We start from the raw sequence: 22,563 nt of genomic DNA on the forward strand, positions 1-22,563 counted from the left end.
CGTAAAAATAATAGATTATAATATCAATTAATATAAGCTATTATAAATGTAAGTTTACAAAATAAGATATTTTCACAGCGTAAGACCCTCGGAGCTATCATCCCATCGGCGTCTTTCGCGGAAAGACGGAAAAATTATGAAAAATTTAACTAATGTTGAAGAATTCCAAAATGGAAACCGGATTTTTCCCATTTTGCCGGAGGAAATGGCCCCATCTCCTGTCAGCTGCCGGCTGTGCGGAAATTTTATTGAAGTGGGATTTGGCTATCAGGTAGAAAGCATGTGGACCGAAATGTTGTTCAACAGAAGCTTTGAGAAAGCTGTACCAATTGCAAAAGGCACCTATGACTGGTTCGGCGGCAACGATAAAGGACTTGGCAACGACTGGACAGGGGAAGAATGGTACCACTCCTCTTATCAACATAACCGTTGGTATGCATTTCCAGGGAAAGACCGCCCGGAGAGCATTACCGGAGATGCTTCTTATCTGACATCGCGCACGCCCGGATACAGTGTAACGCTTTCCCAGGAGACAGGCGGTATACACGGGGAGAGCTGCCTGGTAATTAATAACTACGATACGCGGTCAGCCGGCGTAGCGCAGGATGGAAAGTATCTGCGGGCTGGAGAAAGCTACCGTTTTTCCGGATATTTCCAGAAACTTGCCGGTGAGTCTGTACAGATGAAAGTATGCTTGTATGAAACGGCAAATTTAGAAGGAGAGCCTGTATTTCAGGCCACGCTCCCGCAGGCTGCGGAAGAGGGAAGATGGCTGGAAGTGGTTCTTGGTCCGATACCGCATGACTGCTGGGCCACATTTGCGCTGCTGGTTTCAGGAGGGAGCCAGGTATTATGTGATGCTTTTTCTTTCATGCCGGAACATTCCGCACATGGCTGGCGTACTGATGCGGTTGAGGCGATGAAAGAACTCCATCCATCCGTTCTACGGTTTCCGGGAGGAAATTTTGGCTCTTTCCATAATTGGATGGATGCAATTGGGCCGAAAAACACCCGCCGTCCGGAACCCAGTATCAATTGGGGGGAGCTTAACTATAACGATGTAGGGACCGATGAATTTTTAAACCTTTGTGAGCAAGTGGGGGCAAAACCGCTTCTTTTAGTAAATATGTTTCATCCTTCCAAGGAATATTATTTTCTTGCATTCCCGGAGATGAAAGAATGGGGTGGATTGCAGCGTCATGGTTACCGCCTTACCCATATTCTTGACAAGGAGGCGGGAATAGAGACAGCACGGAAATGGGTAGAATATTGTAACGGAAACATAAACACACCCATGGGAAAGCTTCGTGCACGAAACGGGCATCCGGAACCATATCACGTAAAATACTGGGAGATGGACAACGAAACATGGCGCTGGTTTACCAAAGAGGAATATGCCGAATATGTCAGGAAATATGCGGAGGCAATGCGATCTGTCGATCCTGACATCCAAATTGGAATTTGCTCTTACCATGCGTTTAGCGAACCGATCGGGGAGCTGCTGGAACTGTGCGGCGATGCCATCAATTTTATTGCCGACCGAATGTGTGAACCGTTTAATATCAAACGTAAAATAAAAATTTTGCAGGAATATAATCGAACCCATAAACATCAGATTTATTACACCGATACAGAGGCACTGCAAAACCGTGATCCGGCACTGGCTCCGTTTACACGGAAATTCTACGCAGATCATGGGATTGACTTCTGCAAAAGCCGGCGGACCTGGATTTATGCGCTGACAATGGCAGGAAATTTATTACATTATGAACGATATGGAGGACTGGTGCAATTTATGTGCTTTAACAACCTGTGCAATACGTCAGGACAATCGTGCATTGAAGTTTCAAAACAGGAAAGTATCCTGACAGCATCAGGGCTTCTGCTTAAATGGATGTCACAAACCGCGGCAGCATGGCCGCTGAAAATCGACGGTTATGATGCTGACAGTCTGAAAAGTGTGGAAATCCAGGCAAGCTGGAATCTGGATCGCACAGAACTTGTGTTAGATTTCGTAAATAAATGCGACCAGGATACACGGGTCACGCTGAACGTTACAGGATTAGGCCGATCGTTTTCCCGATTCCGTATGCTGCGCCTTTCCGCTGATGATGGAGATATACAGGAGACGATACATTCCCACGGAAATATACGAGAGGAAGTTCGTTACGGGTCAATTAGACTGGAGGACATACAAACATTTGAAATACCGGCATTTTCGTTCACAGAAACTATCCTTTCCTCAAATACAACGAAGGTTTTTACATGACTGCTAATAAAAATATCTCCCCATTAACCGGTTCCCAGGTACCATATAAATGCATGAATACACGTGCATCTACAGAGCTAACAGTCAGATAGAATGCTTCTTTTATGCTTTAAGTCGGATTGCAGCTGCAGGCTGCGGTATGCTATACTGTCATCAGCACGGTAACGTACATACCTGTACGGAGGAGAGAAAATGACGGTTTTAGAGAAAACAGCAGAATGCATCAATATATTAGGCCGTTTCTGCGGCCGCAGGGATATTAAAGATCTGACAACACAAAGCCTGATGGAAAGCTATGGGATTCCCCGTGTGGATCTTTTTCTATTATTTGGCGGGAGCATTGCCTGTGCCGGGGATCTTTTTGCGCAGGCAATGCAGGCCGGTATTGCGGAACACTATATGATTGTGGGAGGAGAAGGCCATACCACGGAAAGCCTGCGTCGGAAAATGGCCGCTCTTTGTCCCGGACTTGTCACGGAAGGGAAAGCGGAGGCCGAAGTATTCGCCGGCTATTTGTCACAGAAATACGGCCTTTCCCCCGACTATCTGGAAACCGCCTCCACCAACTGCGGCAACAATGTAACCAATGCCCTGGCGCTGATGACACAAAACCGCCTTCCCCACCGCACCATTCTTCTGATGCAGGATGCATCCATGCAGCTGCGTATGGATGCCGGTTTCCGCAGACACATAAGCCCCGATACCCGGATCATCAATTTCGCCTGCTACCAGGTAGAGGTCATTGCCGAAGGAAACAGGCTGGCCTTCCGGGATACCATCACCGGCATGTGGGATATGGAACGCTATATCACATTGCTCATGGGCGAAATTCCCCGTCTCAGTGACATTGAGGAAGGATACGGACCGCATGGAAAGGGCTTTATTGCACATGTAGATATCCCTGAAAACGTAGCAGAAGCGTATGCCTTTCTAAAGAAAAACTACGGCGATTTTTCCAGGGCCGCCAATCTGGCTTACTCTTAAACCATACCATAATAGGACATTTGCATCCGTGATGTTTGAAATACCTATATAGAAGTACAACTATATTAAATGCCCAAAAATTTTTTCGTATTCTTTATTTGCATACTCATATTCATTTACTTTAATATTTAGAATAGCGCTACTAGCTGAAATATATGATTTATTTACTTTATCTGTTATATCTTCTGTTTTCTGTAAAATTGTTTCACCATCTATAGATACAAAATCATCTTGTCCAATTACTTTACTCAAAAAATAAAAAAAATCTGATATCATATGTTCATAACTTTCTTTCGCATATTTTTTTTCTTTATTATAGCGAAAAAAGTGATACGCAAATGTATCTAATAAAATATTGCTGATGTTTACATTACAGAATGATTTCCAAACTTTTAATAATTTACATAAAACACGAAGATTTCCTTTACACACTTTATCCAGTGAATTGAAAGAACTTAATTCTTTTCCAATATTAATTTTTTTCCATCTGTGGTTAAAATAATAATTTATTACCCCATTTTCAAATTTGAAAGCAGGTATAACATCGAAATTTATATCGTCAGAGAAACCTATTTGGATTCCGTTACAATTATTATCAATATCAGAAGAACGATATTCTGACGCTAATGATGTTTTTATCTGACCTAAAATTTCTATATTATTAATACCAGTATCTATAAAAAGTGAATTCGGCAAGTAAACTAATAGCTTAATTTCATCCGTATATATTGCTGTTCCTCTACCATAGGCCCCCAAAAACTGACTTGTAGACTGTTCTGTATCTTTATCCCAAAAACTTTTTCCTATACATTGTGCAATAATTTTTTTACGATCTAAAATAAGTTTATTTACATCATCTCCTATTTGCATATTATCAATTAACTTTATTAACGGGCCATACATAATTTATCCTCCTATTAATAATACTCTGCTATATTATCAATTCCAAATTTTCCAGATGTTCTATAAAGAACATGCTTTATTTTATCTACTTCACTATTTTTCATTAAGTAAGAAGGTAAATTTATAGTATATTTATATTCTTCAATAGGCAAAACCAATAAAAGATTTGTATCTGTAATTACATAAGATACACTTTCTTTTTTAGTAGTACCAATAAATAAATTAACTTTTTCATTTGTAAACAGGGTCTCTAAATTCCGCTTGGCTAAACCTAAATCATAACAATTTCCATGCTGTCTGATTTCCTGCAATGTTTTTGTCTTAGAAAACACATGTAAAAACTCCATACTCGGATCCTTATTTATTAACCAGTCAAGTAATATTTTATAAAAATTTATCTCATACTCAATATTCTTTCTAGGCCCTAATATCAATATAGATGTTTGTTGACAAACTATTATTTGTTTTTTTACCTTAGGCATAAGTTCCGCATTTAAAGAATATGCCATTGCAATATCAGATTGTAATATTGGATAAAGTTTATTTTTCCTGTTTAGATATCTCCTCAACCTGTCATCTACCTGTCTGTATAATTCTTCACATGTTTGAAATAACGTACAATCATAAGCAAAAGCAACTTTTGATATTTCATTCATATAATCTATCGTTTTCTTTGACATCTTGCCGTTATTGGCTTTAATAAAAATAAATATTGGTAAACAATTATCTATTGCTTGTCTACATTCTCTTAACACAACTTTTGAATCTACAACACCGGTAATCAAAATAAAAACAGGATATTCATGTGCTAAAATATATTCAAAATTAGCTTGGGTAATCCCAGAATCCTCAGGATTTCTTTTCACATCAAACCCTAATCGGCTTGCAGCCAAATATGCTGCAAACCGAAAATCCTGAAATCCGTTTTCCTTTACTATAACTGAACTGATACACAACTTTCCTTGTTCTATACCAACCGCCATTGTTCCTCCTCCTTTAGTGATTATTTATATAATTTTATCACAAAAGCTTGAACACTTGCTCATATTCTACATAAAAGTCACATATATTACACAAAATATAGTCAAATGAAATAAATTACAGGATAGTTAAAGAGATTCTGATACATAAAAAATAAGAGAGGAGATCCTCTCTCTTATTTATATCCTTTTCCGGCTGTAAAACGACACAAATTCTGGATTCAAATGGCAATATGCTCCTTCTGCACAAGCTGCAGCAATCTGCGAAACTCTTTTTCAAACCGGACGTCGTCCTCCGGCTGCCTCTTGCGGGGCCCTTTCCCATGGTGCTTAGAGGACGCTCTCCGCGCCTTTTTCGCCAGATGCCTTTCCAGCAGCAGCTGATCGATATTTTCCCGGGTATACCAGTTCCCGGACTGATGGATCCCATAGGCCCCTTTTCCCAGAACCATAGCCGCCACCCCATAGTCCTGGGTCACCACCACATCCCCTTTTCTGCAGAGGTTCACCAATGCAAAATCCACCGCATCGGCACCCGCTCCGATGACCCGTACCTGACTGTAGGACGAAGCCAGGACATGGTTCGTATCACATAAAAGAACCACCGGTATCTTATTTTCTTGCGCCGCTCGTTCCACAATTCCCACCACCGGACAAGCGTCCGCATCCACCAGTATCTGCATTTCCTGTTATTCCTTTCCTGTTTCGTATGAAAAAAGGAGAAAGGAACCCTGATAATTGCTCCAGACCGTTTTACACAGCACCGGAAAATAAAAGGTGGAGAACAGCATCTCCGTTACGGACAGTGTGACCGCAATGGAAAACAGCCTTTCCTCATATCGGAAATAAACATCCTCCCGGTTTACCGGCAGAGTGAGTCCATGCAGATACGCAGTTTCTTCCTGAGAAAGGGCAGTCTCCGCTTTCTTTTGTTCCTCACGGCTCAAAGTCCCGTAATAAAAATCAAAATAGGTATTGTCCCTTCCGTTTTCCTCCAGCAGGCGGTAAAGGTACTCCCTGAGAGTTTCCCCGTCCCCCTCCACCATTTCCTGTCTGCCCAGCCGCATGGCCTCCTGCAGGGTATCCGGTACCATACAGCCTTCTTTTATCAATTCTTCCTTTTTCATGCTATCTCCTGCTGATTCCTTACAAAATCCGGGGATGACCGTTTCTAATGAACACAGCGTCCTATATCCCGCCTTCAGTCCTGCCCGAACAAAGCCGCCGCCTTCTCCATCCGGTCTATTATCCTTACGCCAAAAGGACAGCGGGTCTCACAGCCGCCGCACCGGACACAGTCCCCCGCTGCGGCAGACAGCTGCCCGTAATGGGCTTTGACCGTCGCGGGAATTTCGTCCTGCATCACCGCCAGATCATACAGCTTGTTTACCATAGCGATATCAATCCTGGAGGGGCAGGGTGCGCAATGGCCGCAATAGGTGCACTGGCCGCTGTAGGCATGACGGGGAGCATTCGCCAGTACGCTGGCATAATCCTTTTCCTCCTCCGTTGCCGTCTCATAGGCTGCGGCCGCATCCACATGCGCCGGTGTATCGAAACCTGCCATCACACTGGCTACCGCAGGCCGTGTCAGGGCATAATGCAGACACTGCACCGGCGTCAGGGCCGTACCGAAAGGCGATGTTTCCGCCCGGAACAGACGTCCCCCGGCATACCCCTTCATGACGGTGATGCCGACGCCTTCCTGCTCGCAGATACGGTAAAGCTCCTCTCTTTCCGGTGCGATCCCGCCCAGCTGCTCCTCATAGGTTTCTTTGAAATAATCATTCAGGTCCTCTGTGGCGGGAAGCAGATCGAAAGCAGGATTCACACTGAAAAGAATCATTTCTATAATACCGCTTTGCGCCGCCATCCTGGCCACCTCCGGATTGTGGGTACTCATGCCGATATGGCGGATTATCCCCTTTTCCTTCAGCCCCTTCACATAGTCGATGAATTCGCCTTCCATAACACGCTTGAATTCCGCTTTTTCATCCACAAAATGGATCATCCCCAAATCTATGTAGTCCGTACCCATACGGTCGAGAAGATCCTGAAAAGCGATGCGGACCTGCTCCAGATTCCTGGTACGAACATACTGCCCGTTCTGCCAGGTGGATCCCAGGTGCCCCTGTATGATCCAGCGTTCTCTTTTTCCCGCAATCGCCGCCCCGATTTTGGAACGCACTTCAGGTTCCGACATCCAGCAGTCCAGGATATTGATCCCCAGCTCTTCGCACCGGTCTATGACCTCCCTGACCTCTTTTGCATTATGCCGTTCCAGCCATTCCCCTCCCAGTCCGATTTCACTGACGGACAGTCCTGTTTTTCCTAATTCTCTGTATCTCATTGGTATTCCTCCTGAAATTAAAGTCTCCGCAAACTGACCCGGCCTCAGCGTATTGCCTGCAGGGATAAAAATGTATCTGTGCATAAAAGAAAACTTCCTGCTGCTGTCAGTCCATTCATATTTCCGCCATACAGGGGTTCCCCTGCCGCCTGATGAAAATTATTTATTCTGTCATCCCATATTTCCGGAATAACGCGATCTCCTCCTGATCATAAGGGGTATAATCCTCATGATACAAATCATGCTGCCACAGGGTAAGATCCAGCCCGTCTTCCTCCCGCAGATAATCCCAGGGAAGATAAAACTGGGACTTCCCCGCCACCAGTCCCCAATGATAGCTGCCGATCCTGTTTTCATAAAAATAGGGGAGAAGATCTCTGATATTATTGTCCAGGATGCGGTTGAGCCACTCCGTATTCATAAGGGGCCTTCCCTCTTTTGCCAGCGCATTTACCACCTGCTTAACCCGACCGAAATTCTCATATTGGTGGAAGGAAACAATATCCGAAAGCTCCACCGCCCTTTTCTGAATCGGCTCCAGATCCACATCCTCCGCCACACCATACCTCTCCGGGTATGACCAGGGAGCCGCTGTCAGCGGCTGATCCGGATCGACAGCCCGGGCGATTTCAAATACATGCTCCAGATATTCCATGCTTAGGGAATGCCGGTTGCTGTTACCCGGTTCGTTCCATAAATCCCACATGATAATCCTGGGATCTCTGGCATAACGCCCGATAAGCTCTTTTGCATAGGTATACTGCGGCTCCCTCCATGCTTCTTCATCGAACAGAATCCAGCCGGTTTTTCTTTTCTCCCCGGTAAACGGATTTTCCGCTTTTCCCCCGTGATGCCCGATATCATAAGGCTGCCAGCCTGTCCCCATCTTATCCGGGAACACCGGATCCGGCCGTTCAAAAGGAGCACAGTCATTGAACAGCACCGGCATAAGTGTAATCCCGTATCCGTCCAGCAGCGCAAGCAGCTCATCCATCTTCCCGAAAAAACGCTCCCGCTCAAAGAACCATGCATGAAAAGGCATAAACATTCTCACACTGTTAAGCCCCGTCTCCCGCAAAAGTTTCAGTTCTTTTTTTACAGAGGCAAGAACCTCCTCCCTCGTATCATCCTGCCACAGCTCCGTATTATGCAGGGTAATTGCCGGGACATAATTACAGCCCATCAGCCATGGACGGCTGTCATACCATACATTGCTTTTTTCCTTACTCCATCTGTTCCCCATCCCTTTTTCTCCTTTCACGTAACCTGCTCCAAACTATCTCTTTGTGACCACTCCGCCTTTTTCTGCTCCTCTTATTCCCCCTGCTTCTCCGTCCATTCCCAGACCACCGCTTCATAAGGACGCAGCGTAAGCTCCGGTCCCCACACCGAATCCTCATAATTCCCGATAAGCCGCTGCGCCGTCTATCCTGCCGTTTCCTCCGGCAGCCGCCACACAAGCTCCTTTTCCGTAAAGCCGCACACGACAAGCAGGTGTGTGGTGCCGAACGTTCCTTCATACGCAAATAAAATTCAGGCCTCCTTTTTTCCGTTGGCATCCGGATTTCCTGCCGTTGATAATTATGTTTATTATATCATTCCTGTGCATGGAAAGCCAGAGAATCCCTTTTTGCGGCTGCAGATGCCCATTACTTTGTTACTTGTTCACTCCGTGACCAGTAACATTGCTTTACCGGACCCTTTGGCGCATGGCAGGTGCAAGGCCGGGACGGTAAGAAATCCTCCGAAATATTCACAAGGCACCTTGACATTTATTCAAAAAAGGGGTATTCTTATTTCACAAGGTACCTAGCAATTATATTTTATTGAATAAATCCAAGAGAAAGAAGGAATATACTATGAATGATAATCCGAACCAAACATGCCCCTGTTGTCCTAACCACTGTTCTTCCGATGCTTTGCAATGCGGAAAAGGAAGGACTTATTTTTCAGAGAACCGGGAACCTTTCCAGGCCCAGGATGAAGCCGCCGGGAAGCGAAGTATCCCCCGCCATGCACGCCATGAGGAATGCCGGGAACGGCGCGACAGAAGAAGCCGGCGGGAGCAGACCCCGGAACGTTTTTTCCCTTCCGGACAGCCGTTTTCTCCGGAGGAGCAGCTTTTTGAACAATTCCGTGCCTGTACTCATGCCCTCCATCATCCGGGGAACCGCAAATCCGGCCAATTGCGGATCCTCTCCGTTTTATCAGCTAACAGCCCGATTACCCAGCGTCAGCTCATGGATATCCTGGATGTCCGCTCCGGTTCCCTGAGTGAAATCCTGGGGAAAATGGAAACGGAAGGCTATATCACCCGGACACCCAATGAACAGGATAAAAGAGGCGTGGATGTAACCCTCACCCCTGCCGGCCTGGAAGCCGCCGCGCAGATGCAAGTCCACAGGGGAAACTCGGTGCAGGACTTTTTCTCCTGCCTGAGCCAGGAAGAAAAAGAGCAGCTTTCCCTTCTTTTGGAAAAGCTGCTGGAGGACTGGCGCAGCAAAAAAGGAATGGACGGCGGCAGGGACTACGGCAGACACGAACGCGGCAGCAGAGAACACGGCAGCAGAGAGCGCAGAAGCCGGGAACAGGGACGCGCAGAAGAACGCGGACGGGAGCCTTACGGACGGCAACGGGATACCGGAGAACACGGAAACCGGCGCTGAAAAACGCCTGCAGGGATTTCTTTTACTTATCCCATGCAGGCGTTTTATCATCATATACGCCGATCCACCGCATATACCGCTTCTATATTCTCTATCGGGACATCCCCCTCAAAACCCTGGCTTGCCATAAGGATATACCCGCCGTCCTTCCCCAGCAAATCCATGAACCTGCGCACCTCCGCCTTCACCTCTTCCGGCTTTCCATACGGCAGCAGCCCCTGGGTGTCAATCCCTCCATGGAACACAATCTTGTCCTTATACAGCTGCGCCAGCCGTTCCGCCTCCAGCCCCTGCACCTTCTGCACCGGTTCCAGCGCATCCACGCCGCATTCGATAAATTCCGGTATCAGCGGCGCTACGGCCCCGCAGGAATGCTGCTGGTAGAACGCTCCATATTTATGCGCCAGCTCCACCAGCTTTATCGTGTTTTCCCGATAGAATTCCCTCCACATATCCACCGAAAACAACAGCGATATCTGTGTCCCATAGTCATCATGCGGACGCAGGACATCCACTCTGCCCTCTCCGGCCTCAAAAATCCTCCGGTAATATTCCATCTCAAATGCATTCATGCGCTCCAGAATCCGCTTTGCCGTATCCGGCTCGTCCAGCATCAGCATAAAAAACTGATCCATCTCTATCAGAAAGGTAACCATTTGAAAAGGCCCTTCATGTCCCACAATGATCGCCTTATCCGGATTGCTGTCGCATACCCGCTTAATTGCGCTGTAATCGAACCAATCCGGATCGGGAAACCTGACCGCATCCACCTCTTCCACCGTTTCCACCCCATTTAAGGGAAAATAAGTCGTCGTCCCATACGTATCAACAGCGGTGGTATGCAGCGTGGTTTCATAGCCCCACCAGGACTGTTCCACCCGCTCCCCTTTTTCATTCAGACTGGTTTTTAATTCCGGCCCGATATATTCCGGCGAAGCCGTCACTATATCCACCTCATATTTTTCCAGCAGCTGGCTGTAATCGGTGAAGCCATAATGCTTCAGCAGCTTCTCCGTCACGGATCCCACCGCTTCAAACGCTGCCGGTATCCGATCCGGCTTGCGGTGCTCCATCACCGCCCGGACTCTTTCTTTGGATGTCATCGCAGATGTCCTCCTTTTCCCGTAATTCTTTTTTTATTTCATTGTAGCTTTCGCAGCCCTTTGCCGGAATTCCCTTTTTTATCGGATTTGTTGTATAAATTAAAACCAATACCGGTTACTGCCCGGGCGGGGCGGCCGGAAAATACCCGGGGACATAACGGGCCAACAAAAAGTATAGCGGATACAGGAATCGGTCTTGCTGATTTCATCCGGCAATAGTACAATATCTGTAACTGCAGCCGCCGGAACTTAATCGGATACGCTGCCCTTTACGGCATAAAACGAAGGAAAAACATATGCAGGACATCTACAATCCCGACAACTTCGCGCCTTATCTATATAATGCTCCGGAAACCGGCCGCATCAGCCTGCCGTTCATGCTCCATGCCAACCGTATGGGCTGCGGCTGTGAGGAGTCTTTTTTTTGCGTGCACAGAGAAGCGGATTACCCTTATTTTACCGTTCATTTCCTGTTTGACGGCTGTGGTTTCTTCCACATTGGGGGAAAGGATTATTTATTGAAAAAAGGGGATGCCTTCATTATAACAGCGGGGAATGCCCATACCTATTCCAACCATTCTGGGGATCCCCTCGGCCTCATCTGGATCGAGCTTGCCATACCCGGCCAGCAGGAGCTGTCGGGTTATTTTAAAAGGAACCACATCCATACCATTGATGCCGCCCATACCCAAAAACCGTTATCCCAGCTGATATCCATTATGAAAACGCGGAAGGCTGCTCCTGAAATGGATGATTTCACCCTGTCCAAAATGTATTATTCTTTTCTCATGGATCTGATGGAAGCGGCGCGCTTTTCCTCCCCCTGTGATCATCCCCGGCTGATTACCGATGCCCTGCAATACATTGACAGCCATTTTACAGAGGATCTCCAGGTCAGCCAGCTTTCCGGGCAGCTGCATGTGAGCCACACCTGGCTCACGCGGATTTTCCGCAAATACGTGGGAACCACACCCATAAAATACATAAGCCTGAAGCGCATCGAGTATGCCTGCTCTTTATTAAACACGACTTCCCTGACCTGCGAAGAGGTGGGAGAAAGCATCGGCATGTATGATGCCTCCCATTTTAACCGCTTCTTTACCCAGCAAATGGGGATGGCGCCATCCGTGTACCGGAGCAGAAGCAAGAAGGTTGAGTCTTGAAGCGTAAGAAAAAGCACCAATCATTTCTGACTGATGCGTAAAGATACGGAATCATTTCCGCTGCCTTCTATATTGTGCGGGCGTCATCCCATTTTTTTCAACAAACATATGATAAAAACTTCCTCTGCTTTGATATCCTGACAATACTGCGATCTGTTCTACAGAAAGTTCCGTATTTCTGAGAAGCTTTTCCGCTTCTGTCAGCCTGACATTCTTTACATATTCCGAATAAGTGCAGCCGCTGTATTTCTTTATCAGCCGGTTGTAATAATCCTCATTATAATGAAAATGTGCCACCAGCTCCTGTATCGTAACCGTACTGTAATTATTACTGATATACCTCTCCACTTCACAGAACAAAAGATCATTCACTTTTTGTTTTTCCTGACTTGTAAGCATAAACTCATAATCAACGGATAACGTCCGCAGAAGCCTTGCCAACAAGCCCTTTGAAACATCATAAAAGCCCACCTTCTGTTCAATAATTTCACAAAGCAGCTGTTCCATCAGGCTGCTGCCATCCGCCTGTTTTCCCCTTGGTGCAAAATGCAGAAACTGTTTTGTCCTTTTCTGTTCCAAAAGGGCAAGAGAAAGAAATCTTTGTATTTCCGTATTGCCGATACACGCGACAAAGGCTGAATCAAATACATCCGATGGAATTCCAATATATACGGTAAACAGGTTTTCATTACTATATTTATCACTATGATAGCAGTGCCTGTCAACTAACCAGAAATCCCCTTGTTTAAACTCATGATCCTTACCAAAAAATGACTGGGTTGCGCATCCCTGTACCACGTATCCGATTTCAACAAAGTCATGCTGATGGACCGGCCCTTCTGTCTGCCCCTCCGTAAAAGATCTCCATATTACCTTTTCGCCTTCATCATTGCGGACATAAATACGCAGCTGATGGTTTTCCAGCTGCAGCCACATCCCGGCATTAAAAACAGGGTTCCCTGAATAAAGGCACACTTTTGTATTTCCCACATAATACTCACTGGAAGATAAGTGTTCATCTTCTATCCGTAAATCTTCTGCATGCTCCAAAATATACTGTTTCCATTTCAGAAAATGTTCTTCCATGTAAGTAACTCCCCTAAATTTGTAATAGCCAACAGAGTTCCCGGAATTCTATCCCTTAACACTGCCCAAGGTAATCCCGGCAACAAAATATTTTTGAAGAAACGGATATACCAATAGAACAGGGATCACTCCAATTATCATCTGGGCACTTTTCAATCCATCCTCGTTAAACTGGGAGAGCCGTTTCTGTTCCTCCGGGCTAAGATTGGTAAAGTTAAAATTTATAATGATACTGCGAAGATAGGTTTGAAGCGGGTAATTTTCTGTTTTCATATAAATCATACCGTCAAACCAGCTGTTCCAATGCTGTACTAAAGTGAAAAGTGTTACGGTAGCAATAACCGGTAAAGATATCGGTATAAAAATCTTCCAAAGGATTCTCCAATGTCCTGCCCCATCTATCGCCGCCGCCTCTTCCAGTTCATCCGGCAGCTGACGGAAAAAGCTAAGTACCAACAGCATATTAAAAACATTGATGCATCCAGGCAGTATCAAGGACCAGACAGTGTCCGTCATATGCAGATTATTCACCAGCAGATATGTGGGTATCATACCGCCGTTAAACAACATAGTAAGAAAAAATATCCAAACATAAATACTGCGTGCTTTAAATTTACGATTATCTTTCGACAAGGGATAGGCCGCCGTAATTATCATAAACAAATTAAGAGGAAGGCCTAAAACAACCCTCACTATGGTTATTCCGAAAGACTTCCAAAAGGGAGCCCGTTTAAGTACATATAAGTAACTGTTCCAGGTAAAATCAACCGGTAAAAGTCCTACTTTACCAGCTCTTATGGCTTCATTTGAACTAAAACTTTGACAAATAATATACCAAAAAGGAAGAAAACATACAAGCGCCATGATCACCAGAATACCAATAATTAATATCTGATACATTTTATGGCTCCCGGACTGAACAAGATGAACGGACTGTTCCTTACCATTTTCTTTTTCCAAAATAAATTTCTCCCTTCCTAGAAAATTTTATAATCGAATTTTTTATCCGCAATATAATAGGATAATGATATTAACAGCAGGGACACCCCCGACTTTAAAAGGCCGACCGCTGTCGATGGAGACAGCTGCCCCTGTTGAATGCCCAGGCGGAAAACCATGGTGTCAATAATATCTCCGGATTCATATACTCCGGGAGAATACAGGTTAAATACCTGATCAAATCCTGCATTTAAAAGGTTTCCCATATTCAATATTACCATCAGTATAATAATCACACTCATTCCCGGCAGTGTCACATGAACCGTCTGCTTCCATCTTCCGGCACCATCAATCGCTGCCGCTTCATAAAGTGACATATCAATTCCGGTTATTGCAGCAAGATATACCACACTGTTATAACCAAAATTTTTCCAGATATCTGAAACTATCAACGTTCCCCGGAAGTACCGGTTATCCCCCAGGAAATAAACAGGTTCTCCTCCAAGGGCCGTAATTAACTGATTTATAACTCCTTTGGCAGGAGAAAGCATATCTGCAAGGATACCCGCCATAATAATCCAGGAAATAAAGTAAGGAAAATAGATTATCGTCTGTACCGATTTCTTTAAGAATCGATGCCTGCATTCATTCAGCAGTAATGCTGTTGCAATCGCAAGTATTGTTCCAATTATAATTTTAGCTACTGACAAAATCAGGGTATTTCCAACAACCTGCCAGATTGACGGCAATGAAAAAATATAGCGGAAGTTATCCAGGCCAACCCAGGGGCTTTCCCCAAAAAGTCCAAATCCAGGATTGAATTTTTGGAAGGCTATAATAATCCCTGCCATTGGAACATAGGAAAATATGACTAATGCAGTGACTGACGGCAGCATCATCAAGTGCAGCGACCAGTTCCCTTTTTTCTTTTTTTGCAGCTTCATACTCGCTCCTCACTGATAGAATCGCGGGCAAAACCACACCCGCGATTCCCGGCAACCTATTTACCAGCTACGATTGCATTTACTTCTTCTGTTACTTTATCTCCTCCGGCAGCCATCCATTCTTTAACCATTTTCTCAAAGCCTTCATCAACATCCACTTCACCGGCAATCATTTTTATATAAGATGTGTCTATAATTTCCTGCATACTGCTCCAGCGTTCTGATTGTGTCGGAGTGGGGGCACCCTGATAGCTGTTCCAGATGAAAATGTCCGGATATGTGGCATCTACTAATTCAAAGCAGGAGCCTTCCGGCCCAAACATCAGTTTATAACTCAGATCCCCCTCCTGAATGTATTTCCAATAGCTTCCCCCTACGCCTGTAAGAGAGTCAAGTGTCCCTTCGTCCATAGCCTTTTTCATTTCACGGAAAGGCACAATATCCACATCCGCATCTAACATATGGATTGGACCTGACTGCCAGAGGTTTCCATTCTCTTTACAGGCAAAATAATTTTCGAAATCATTATTTTCTCCAAATAATTTCTCTGTATAGGCATTAAACATCGCAATCAAAGCTTCCGGATGTTCATAATCAGCACGGACACAATAAATTCCATTCATATCCACCGACGCATATACAGGTGCGGGATTTCCATCTGTACCTGGTGCAAGTATCGGAATCCATTCCGCATCCGGGATTTCGCTCTTGACGCCATTTATTTGTCCGGCATACCAATGACAGCCGTAGAACATCCCCAGAGAATTATTGGCAATCATAGGTCCTATTTCGGTGAATGACTGTGTGGAAAATTCCGGATTCAATAATCCCTGTACATACATTTCCTGCAGCCATTTCAAGCCGCCTTTCATCTCCGGCTGCACCATAGAATACCCTATTGTGCCGTCATCCAGTTTACTCCAGAATTTTTTACCGGCTGCCTGTCCGCCATATGCCCAAAAGATGCCCATAGAACCAAATACGGTATAATTTTCATCTATACTCAGCCCCAATGTATCATCTTTTCCATTTCCATCCGGATCCTGTTCCACAAACGCACGGGCCACTTCCATAACCTCATCCATAGTCTTCGGAATCTCAAGCCCCAATTTATCCAGCCAGTCCTTCCGAATCCATAGATAACTGTATCCGTTTGTTGACGGCATTTTCCCGGGAATACAGTATAACTTCCCATCAAACTTAAAGTTATCAATAAAACCAGTGCCCTCTCCTTCAACGATACTTTTTAACGTCGGATTTGCTTCCCTTTCGTAAACATCAGTCAGGTCTGCGATAACTCCCGCATCTACCATCTGTTTATACAGCGCTAGATCATTTACATGAAATATATCCGGTAAATCTCCTGATGTCATAGCTAAAACCAGTTTTTGCTGATAATCCTCCGCATTAGGTGAAGTTAGTTTATAACTGCATTCTACCCCGACTTCATCGCGGAACATTTGGATCCACCGATTGTTATCATATGGTTCACCTGCATTGGCCATCGCAGTGAATGCATCGCTGTTAATATCATGTCCCATACCAAAGGTAGCGGAAATGGCCGGGTCGTATGTCCTCCATTCCCCTGCACCATAGCCTGTCGCCGCATCTTCCGTCATTTCTTCCGCTTCGGAAGCAGCCCCATTTATTCCTGCTTCTGATCCCTCCGGGACAACAGTATCACCGCTGCAAGCGCAAAGTGCCAAAGCAATCGTTAAGCCAGTCAGTAAAACAGATAAAACTTTCTTACGCAACATTTTAGTTCCTCCCCTTTTTGTATTCGTTAGGCATTGACATGTTCTATAAGAGTATTCTATTTAAATTAAGCGCAGACAGCAATTTCACATGACGACTTCTGTTTATACAAAATGTATCTTTTTCCGATGTGTTACACAAATGTAGTATTTTCAACATACTTTAAGGCAGGCAGAGCGGCCGGATAAAAAAATGGCCCTTACGTACATCTTCTGCGTAAAGGCCATTTTTTCATTCCCGGAAGTACATTCCTGAAACCAAATTCCAACTTATCTTAATTATTATCCATAAATTAATTCCAGTTTGGAAAAGAAATCTTCTAAAACATAGCGGGAATCGATCGTATCATACACCCTGATAAGACGTCCTTTATCATTATCTGTATATGATGTATCCTGATTAACCCGTTTTGACTGTATAACTTTATAATCCCCGCATCCCGGATCAATGGTAACTGCAACAGCCGGTGAATCACCCAATGACCAGCTTTCCCCTGATGTCCAGGATGCGTATTCAGACTGATTATACGTCACCATCTGCTCAAAAAGGTATTTTCCCACTTTCCCGCAGCCTGCAACCTTTTTCTGCAGTTCTGCCAGCCCCACCCGTATCGAAGCATAAGCGGATACCGGAATCTGCCAAAAGGGTACCTGCGATTCCAACACCTTATTTACCGCTTCCACATCATTTCCAAAATTAAACTCACGGAAATCCCTCGTACTGTCATCATAGGAACGGCCCCCAATCGACACCACGGTTATCTGTTTTTCTATATCCGGCGCTTCTTCCAGCGCACGGGCAATATTACTCAAAGCTCCCAGACATAAGATATACAGCGGTTGAGAATTTTCAGAACGGGCTTCTTCAATCATAAATTTAACGCCCTCCGACATTTTTTCTGCACGATTCAACGGCCACTCCTCACCCGAAAGTACATTTACTTCCAAGCCCATTGCTGCGGTCAGCCGTTTAATCGCCTCATAACTCTTCTGCATGGAACCGGCCGCTGCAAAATGCTCCGCAATAACAGCACGCACAATCAGCTTCGGGCTCAACAGCGCATGCACTATGGCAAAAGGATCATCTGCTTCACAAGCCGTATCTGAGTCAATAATAACCCGGATTTTTTTATTTTCGGGTACCCCATAAGTAAATTTCATTATTTTCCTCCTACTATTCCAAATATCGCATATTGTTGCTTCCCTGTTTATTTTAATTAAAAATATGGCCTGTAACAACGCTCACAAACGACAGGAAAAACAAGGTAATGTATTCCAATACGATCATTTCGTTCCTATACATCTGCTTTCCGCAGGTTTGATCTGCTTCTAGTCATTGGTGAAAACATGCCCTTTTCCTATAGATACCTCTTTGTCCTGGCACAGAAAAAAACCGGATACATTTCTGTATCCGGTGCCTTATCTGTTTTCTGTTTCTTCAGTCCCCCGTGTGCAATTCCAACGCCAGACAATTCACATACCCGGTAGGTAGGTTTTCCGGCAGCTTTACCGTCAGGATACCGCAATACTGGGAAAATTCCACGCTTCCCGCGCCCAGCAGGCGTACCGACTCCACTCTTTCCTCCGGCCGAAGGGATTTGATAACTGCCGCCCGGTTTTCCGGCGCTTTCAGCATAAAGGCGTACACCGTATTGTCTTTTCTGGTAAACCGGAAATCAGAGCTGTTCCATTCTGTCTTGTGCTCCCGGAAGCCTTCGATAAGCACGCGGGTATCCCCTTCCCCGAATACACGGAAAGGTCTGGTTCCATATACTCCTTCCTGACAGACCGCAAACCACTTTGCCAGCTCTTCCAGAATAAACCGGGTTTCCGCATCAATTGTCCCGTCCGGCCGCTGCAGGACATTCAGCAGCATACAGCCGTTCTTGGAAATAATATCCACCAGCATTTCGATGATCTGTCCCGGCTGTTTGAATGTCTGCTTCGCATCATAAAACCAGTTGCCGATGCAGGTATCCGTCTGCCACGGGCTGGGATTCACTCCGGGCAGCTGGCTTTTCTCAATATCCAGCACGCCAACCCGGTAAACCTCCTGCGCCCTGTTCTTCTGGGTATATACCGCCTGATTCCGTCCGTTTCGCTCTATGGAATCGTTATACAGATAGGAAACCGCATCCAGCCCCGGCTGGTATCCTTCCTCTTCAAAGGGCAGCCCGCTGTCGGAATACAGCAGGGCCGGATGGAATTTATCCACAAGCTCCTTCATGGTATCCTGCCAGTATTTCTGGAATTTCTTATTTCCCGTAAGCCACTGGGCTAACGCACCATGCTCCGGCATCGTGTGCTCGCTGTTTTCATAATAAAAATCCCGGCTGGCAGGATCCGCACCATCATACGGCACCCCTTTATACGGGCCATAGCTGTCCGCCCCCTTATTCACATACCACCAGGAAAATGAAGCGCCCAGATGCTCCGTCAGTCCGAAAGGCATCCCGAACTGATCCGCCGCCTCTTTCCATAATGCACAGATATCCTTTTCGGGTCCGATTTTAACCGAATTATTCGCATTTACCAGGGAATCATAGTTAAAAAAATTATCATGATGCATGGCCTGCGCCACAAAATACCTGGCCCCCGCCCTGTGATACAGCTCCATCAGCTCCCGGGGATCAAACTTTTCCGCTTTCCAAAGCCGGCAGATATCCTTGTATCCGAATTCCGACGGATGCCCGTAATGCCGGATATGGTAATTGTACTGGGGACTCCCTTGTATGTACATGTTTCTTGCGTACCAGTCTCCGCACATCGGTACGCTCTGCGGCCCCCAATGGCTCCATATACCGAACTTGGCATCCCGGAACCATTCCGGACACTCGTATTCCCGCAGTGATTCAAACGTTGGCTGAAATTTTCCTGTCATCCTGTTACCCCTCCATTATCATAATTACAGAACCCCTTTTGTAACTGTATTGCCCGGACTTTACATGTACCGGCCATCCCTTCTCTCCCTGCTTTTGCGGCAGGAGGAAGGCCGTCCGACACATATGAAGTTTGAGTTTATTATATAAATTTGACAGGAAAAGTATTATACAGAATCATGACAAGTTTATCCGCTTTATGTCGTGGTATCGAATATTATAAAAGCCCTACCGCTCTGCAGCTTGTGTTTTTCTCAGCCTCCCGTTAAAAACACCTGCTGGGAAAAATAAATAAGACTGCCTGCCAGTTTTCCTAACCCTATAGACAGGACTGCAATTCCCAGGCCATGCCGGAACTGGATCCTCCTTGCAAAAACAGGAATGGTATTCAGCATCTCTGCAATCGCCAGGGCCAGGCATCCAACAAAAATGCCGGCAAAAAAACCAAAGAATATCAAGATAACCACGGTAATCCATTTCCACATACTGTCTGTAATAGCTCCGAAAATCTGTATTTTCCTCACCCATTCACCCACATGGCAGGAATACTCAAAAACGCTGATAAAGTTTCCAAATAACGTGCCGGCAACCACCATTTCCTCATAGAGGAATACTTTCTTGCTCGTATGCGTCTTTCCCGCGAAACGGGGAACCAGGCCCACGGCGATGAGTACGGTAAATACACCGGCAGAAACAAGGAATCCAAAGCTTACACCGATAACCGCCATAAATATGCTTTTAAGAAACATCAATGGTCTTCCCCTCCCTGTCAGCCGTTTCCACTAAGGCGTTATTTACATCATCCTCATAAATCCGCATTTCCACTTCGATGGGCGTGGGATCCTTTGTGATCCTCCGGCCGCCGATATGGTTAAAGAATACAATAATACCCACGGCCAGCCCGATGGAATAGGCCACTTCCAATATGGTAAAGCCGTCCGACGCCTGTCCGGCAATCATTTCATACACCTTCATAAATACCTTATTAATGCCTATGTCATTATGGAAGGCCATAATAGTGAAGGCCGTACCAAAAAAACAAATAAGGGAAACAAATGCAATTTTAAGCCATTGCATGAATCCCTTTTCATTTTTTACCTTAACCTTTTCCATTATTACTTCTGTTTCACCGATGTTATCTATTGTTAAATCCGGGTACATCGTCTGCAGCGATTCAATAATTTTCATAACACTTACTACCTGGCGCTGCGGTTTTGTATCTTTAAATTTATATATTTTCATCGCTTTAGCATGTGCCAGTATATCTTTATTCGTACATACCACTTTACCCAGATCCGAAAGCTGCACGTCATCCTTTTCTACTTCCACATTCCGATCCAGCTTCAGATATAATGTTTCCTGTGATGCCATCCCAACCACCTTTCCGACCGGTACACCCTCTGAAAATACGGTCATTTCATTCTTTCGTTAGTAATATGGAGATTTTCCGTTTTTATACGGTCTTGCAAAAAAAGGAAAAGAGAAACCGCTCTTATCTTCCTGAACGGTTTCTCTTTTGGACATGAAAAAACAGCAGTTGATCAAACTGCTGTTTTTCCAATCATCATCATATCATCTATCAAAATTAAGGGATTTTCTTAGTTAGAGAACATATAAGCGGTGGAAAGTTTGATTCCGGAATCGGTATTGGTTACATATGTATAAATACCAATTTTTGTGTAGTTGCCGCTTACCATGTTGCTATAGTGTGAAGGGCTTGCCTTCAGGCTTGCGAAAACGCTGTCTGCTGCGCCGTTCTGTTCGGAATCGGAAAATCCGAAGCTTCCGTATGTAATGTAGGAAAGGTTCTCGCCGCGCCATTTGTTGGAGCTAATCATATCAGCACCGCTTGTTCCATTGGGACGGGTGTGACTCCAAACTGTGGTAATTTCTTCGCTTCTTACTGCTGCATAACTGGTTAATTCACTGTCAAGTGTCAGTGCGGGAAGTCCCTGCTCTGCTCTTAAGTTATTGATATCTGCCAGAAGTCTTGCATTCATGGCAGAGGTCTGGTCTGTTGCTGCTTTTGCATCCATTTTTGCTGCGGGTGCCATTGCTGTTACGATGATTGTTAATACCGCTAATACGGTGATGATTGCTTTCTTCATTTTCCTTCATCCTTTCAAATCGTGTCGATTGAAAAATGATGGAAAACTACTAAGGCTTTTCGATTATTTAAAAGTAGTGAGAGCCTTTCGGCTATCAATACAGTACCATATGGTACCGGCAGCTGGCTGCCATCCTTTTTAAAGGGAAGGCCCTGTAGCTTTGCGTCCTTACTTTTCAATAAGTTTGCCAAATGTAGTTTTCACGCCTTTTTCAGTTCAAAGGCCTGATAAGTAAAAAAAATAGTCTTGTGTCATACGGCGACCAAGGCTACTGTGCAAATACATACGTTTTTACTATGTATCAGGCAACTGGCTACCATCCTCTTTATGAGGGAAGGCCCTATAGCTTTGCGTCCTTGCCTTTCAGCAAGTTTGCCAAGTGTTAAATTAAAATAAATTAATAATATGATGATTGTTTGATGTATGATGATTTCT

General features: G+C 45.1%; 20 protein-coding genes and 2 riboswitches. Of the genes, 4 read left to right on the forward strand and 16 right to left on the reverse strand.

Annotated features, from left to right (window positions below):
- Nucleotides 1-136: 136 nt before the first annotated feature.
- Entirely contained in the window at nt 137-2,269 is a 2,133-nt protein-coding gene (locus DXA36_RS12555) for a hypothetical protein (RefSeq protein ID WP_118679678.1), read from the forward strand.
- 192 nt (nt 2,270-2,461) lie between these two features.
- Nucleotides 2,462-3,253 (forward strand): ElyC/SanA/YdcF family protein, encoded by a 792-nt coding sequence (locus tag DXA36_RS12560; protein ID WP_118679680.1) that lies wholly within the window; start codon nt 2,462-2,464, stop codon nt 3,251-3,253.
- 60 nt (nt 3,254-3,313) lie between these two features.
- Here DXA36_RS12560 and DXA36_RS12565 read toward each other — a convergent pair whose 3' ends face one another.
- The 6 genes from DXA36_RS12565 to DXA36_RS12590 form a co-directional block, all read right to left on the reverse strand.
- The gene (locus tag DXA36_RS12565; RefSeq protein ID WP_118679682.1) at nt 3,314-4,156 is read right to left on the reverse strand and encodes an SMODS domain-containing nucleotidyltransferase; all 843 of its coding nucleotides are present in this window, start codon (nt 4,154-4,156) and stop codon (nt 3,314-3,316) included.
- A 14-nt stretch (nt 4,157-4,170) separates the two neighbouring features.
- A complete protein-coding gene (locus DXA36_RS12570) occupies nt 4,171-5,139 on the reverse strand; it encodes a hypothetical protein (RefSeq protein ID WP_118679684.1) in 969 nt (322 codons plus the stop codon).
- 218 nt (nt 5,140-5,357) lie between these two features.
- Nucleotides 5,358-5,819 carry a YaiI/YqxD family protein gene (locus DXA36_RS12575; RefSeq protein WP_118679686.1) on the reverse strand — a complete coding sequence of 154 codons (462 nt, stop codon included), beginning with the start codon at nt 5,817-5,819 and terminating at the stop codon, nt 5,358-5,360.
- 6 nt (nt 5,820-5,825) lie between these two features.
- Nucleotides 5,826-6,263, reverse strand: a complete 438-nt coding sequence (locus tag DXA36_RS12580) for a hypothetical protein (RefSeq protein WP_118679688.1) — start codon at nt 6,261-6,263, stop codon at nt 5,826-5,828.
- Nucleotides 6,264-6,337: 74 nt separating this feature from the next.
- A complete protein-coding gene (locus tag DXA36_RS12585; RefSeq protein WP_118679950.1) occupies nt 6,338-7,486 on the reverse strand; it encodes an aldo/keto reductase in 1,149 nt (382 codons plus the stop codon).
- Nucleotides 7,487-7,649: 163 nt separating this feature from the next.
- Nucleotides 7,650-8,729 carry a cellulase family glycosylhydrolase gene (locus tag DXA36_RS12590; protein WP_118679690.1) on the reverse strand — a complete coding sequence of 360 codons (1,080 nt, stop codon included), beginning with the start codon at nt 8,727-8,729 and terminating at the stop codon, nt 7,650-7,652.
- Between the two features lie 616 nt (nt 8,730-9,345).
- Between DXA36_RS12590 and DXA36_RS12600 the strand changes: the two genes are divergently transcribed.
- On the forward strand, nt 9,346-10,152 hold the full coding sequence (locus DXA36_RS12600; protein ID WP_118679694.1) for a MarR family winged helix-turn-helix transcriptional regulator: 807 nt from the start codon (nt 9,346-9,348) through the stop codon (nt 10,150-10,152).
- 50 nt (nt 10,153-10,202) lie between these two features.
- Here the strand turns inward: DXA36_RS12600 and DXA36_RS12605 are convergent, their stop codons facing one another.
- Nucleotides 10,203-11,255 (reverse strand): uroporphyrinogen decarboxylase family protein, encoded by a 1,053-nt coding sequence (locus tag DXA36_RS12605; RefSeq protein WP_118679696.1) that lies wholly within the window; start codon nt 11,253-11,255, stop codon nt 10,203-10,205.
- A 296-nt stretch (nt 11,256-11,551) separates the two neighbouring features.
- Between DXA36_RS12605 and DXA36_RS12610 the strand changes: the two genes are divergently transcribed.
- Nucleotides 11,552-12,418 (forward strand): AraC family transcriptional regulator, encoded by an 867-nt coding sequence (locus DXA36_RS12610; protein WP_118679698.1) that lies wholly within the window; start codon nt 11,552-11,554, stop codon nt 12,416-12,418.
- Nucleotides 12,419-12,469: 51 nt separating this feature from the next.
- Here DXA36_RS12610 and DXA36_RS12615 read toward each other — a convergent pair whose 3' ends face one another.
- The 9 genes from DXA36_RS12615 to DXA36_RS12655 all read right to left on the reverse strand — a co-directional run bounded on the left by DXA36_RS12615 (nt 12,470) and on the right by DXA36_RS12655 (nt 22,128).
- Nucleotides 12,470-13,504 carry an AraC family transcriptional regulator gene (locus DXA36_RS12615; RefSeq protein WP_118679700.1) on the reverse strand — a complete coding sequence of 345 codons (1,035 nt, stop codon included), beginning with the start codon at nt 13,502-13,504 and terminating at the stop codon, nt 12,470-12,472.
- A 48-nt stretch (nt 13,505-13,552) separates the two neighbouring features.
- A complete protein-coding gene (locus DXA36_RS12620) occupies nt 13,553-14,464 on the reverse strand; it encodes a carbohydrate ABC transporter permease (RefSeq protein ID WP_207666358.1) in 912 nt (303 codons plus the stop codon).
- A 17-nt stretch (nt 14,465-14,481) separates the two neighbouring features.
- Nucleotides 14,482-15,387 (reverse strand): ABC transporter permease, encoded by a 906-nt coding sequence (locus DXA36_RS12625; protein WP_118679702.1) that lies wholly within the window; start codon nt 15,385-15,387, stop codon nt 14,482-14,484.
- A gap of 56 nt (nt 15,388-15,443) precedes the next feature.
- Nucleotides 15,444-17,144 (reverse strand): extracellular solute-binding protein, encoded by a 1,701-nt coding sequence (locus DXA36_RS12630; RefSeq protein WP_118679704.1) that lies wholly within the window; start codon nt 17,142-17,144, stop codon nt 15,444-15,446.
- A 279-nt stretch (nt 17,145-17,423) separates the two neighbouring features.
- Entirely contained in the window at nt 17,424-18,302 is an 879-nt protein-coding gene (locus DXA36_RS12635; RefSeq protein WP_118679706.1) for a nucleoside hydrolase, read from the reverse strand.
- A gap of 277 nt (nt 18,303-18,579) precedes the next feature.
- On the reverse strand, nt 18,580-20,022 hold the full coding sequence (locus DXA36_RS12640) for an alpha-L-fucosidase (RefSeq protein ID WP_118679708.1): 1,443 nt from the start codon (nt 20,020-20,022) through the stop codon (nt 18,580-18,582).
- 252 nt (nt 20,023-20,274) lie between these two features.
- Nucleotides 20,275-20,769: a stage V sporulation protein AB gene (locus DXA36_RS12645; RefSeq protein ID WP_118679710.1), complete on the reverse strand. Its 495-nt coding sequence runs from the start codon at nt 20,767-20,769 to the stop codon at nt 20,275-20,277.
- Nucleotides 20,759-21,391, reverse strand: a complete 633-nt coding sequence (locus DXA36_RS12650; protein ID WP_118679954.1) for a stage V sporulation protein AA — start codon at nt 21,389-21,391, stop codon at nt 20,759-20,761. The genes DXA36_RS12645 and DXA36_RS12650 overlap by 11 nt, the downstream gene beginning before the upstream one ends.
- Before the next feature lie 227 nt (nt 21,392-21,618).
- The gene (locus DXA36_RS12655) at nt 21,619-22,128 is read right to left on the reverse strand and encodes a CAP domain-containing protein (protein ID WP_118679712.1); all 510 of its coding nucleotides are present in this window, start codon (nt 22,126-22,128) and stop codon (nt 21,619-21,621) included.
- Nucleotides 22,129-22,242: 114 nt separating this feature from the next.
- A riboswitch (cyclic di-GMP riboswitch) is annotated at nt 22,243-22,327 on the reverse strand.
- A gap of 102 nt (nt 22,328-22,429) precedes the next feature.
- Nucleotides 22,430-22,515: riboswitch (cyclic di-GMP riboswitch) on the reverse strand.
- Between the last annotated feature and the right edge of the window lie 48 nt (nt 22,516-22,563).

The sequence above is a fragment of the Eisenbergiella sp. OF01-20 genome (assembly GCF_003478085.1).
GTDB lineage: Bacteria > Bacillota > Clostridia > Lachnospirales > Lachnospiraceae > Eisenbergiella.

Coding starts and splice junctions, on each gene's coding strand:
- DXA36_RS12585 (WP_118679950.1), bottom strand. CDS start 7,486: ATGAGATACAGAGAATTAGGAAAAACAGGACTGTCCGTCAGTGAAATC.
- DXA36_RS12565 (WP_118679682.1), bottom strand. CDS start 4,156: ATGTATGGCCCGTTAATAAAGTTAATTGATAATATGCAAATAGGAGAT.
- DXA36_RS12600 (WP_118679694.1), top strand. CDS start 9,346: ATGAATGATAATCCGAACCAAACATGCCCCTGTTGTCCTAACCACTGT.
- DXA36_RS12555 (WP_118679678.1), top strand. CDS start 137: ATGAAAAATTTAACTAATGTTGAAGAATTCCAAAATGGAAACCGGATT.
- DXA36_RS12590 (WP_118679690.1), bottom strand. CDS start 8,729: ATGGGGAACAGATGGAGTAAGGAAAAAAGCAATGTATGGTATGACAGC.
- DXA36_RS12575 (WP_118679686.1), bottom strand. CDS start 5,819: ATGCAGATACTGGTGGATGCGGACGCTTGTCCGGTGGTGGGAATTGTG.
- DXA36_RS12655 (WP_118679712.1), bottom strand. CDS start 22,128: ATGAAGAAAGCAATCATCACCGTATTAGCGGTATTAACAATCATCGTA.
- DXA36_RS12605 (WP_118679696.1), bottom strand. CDS start 11,255: ATGACATCCAAAGAAAGAGTCCGGGCGGTGATGGAGCACCGCAAGCCG.
- DXA36_RS12610 (WP_118679698.1), top strand. CDS start 11,552: ATGCAGGACATCTACAATCCCGACAACTTCGCGCCTTATCTATATAAT.
- DXA36_RS12580 (WP_118679688.1), bottom strand. CDS start 6,263: ATGAAAAAGGAAGAATTGATAAAAGAAGGCTGTATGGTACCGGATACC.
- DXA36_RS12630 (WP_118679704.1), bottom strand. CDS start 17,144: ATGTTGCGTAAGAAAGTTTTATCTGTTTTACTGACTGGCTTAACGATT.
- DXA36_RS12615 (WP_118679700.1), bottom strand. CDS start 13,504: ATGGAAGAACATTTTCTGAAATGGAAACAGTATATTTTGGAGCATGCA.
- DXA36_RS12570 (WP_118679684.1), bottom strand. CDS start 5,139: ATGGCGGTTGGTATAGAACAAGGAAAGTTGTGTATCAGTTCAGTTATA.
- DXA36_RS12635 (WP_118679706.1), bottom strand. CDS start 18,302: ATGAAATTTACTTATGGGGTACCCGAAAATAAAAAAATCCGGGTTATT.
- DXA36_RS12645 (WP_118679710.1), bottom strand. CDS start 20,769: ATGTTTCTTAAAAGCATATTTATGGCGGTTATCGGTGTAAGCTTTGGA.
- DXA36_RS12640 (WP_118679708.1), bottom strand. CDS start 20,022: ATGACAGGAAAATTTCAGCCAACGTTTGAATCACTGCGGGAATACGAG.
- DXA36_RS12560 (WP_118679680.1), top strand. CDS start 2,462: ATGACGGTTTTAGAGAAAACAGCAGAATGCATCAATATATTAGGCCGT.
- DXA36_RS12625 (WP_118679702.1), bottom strand. CDS start 15,387: ATGAAGCTGCAAAAAAAGAAAAAAGGGAACTGGTCGCTGCACTTGATG.
- DXA36_RS12650 (WP_118679954.1), bottom strand. CDS start 21,391: ATGGCATCACAGGAAACATTATATCTGAAGCTGGATCGGAATGTGGAA.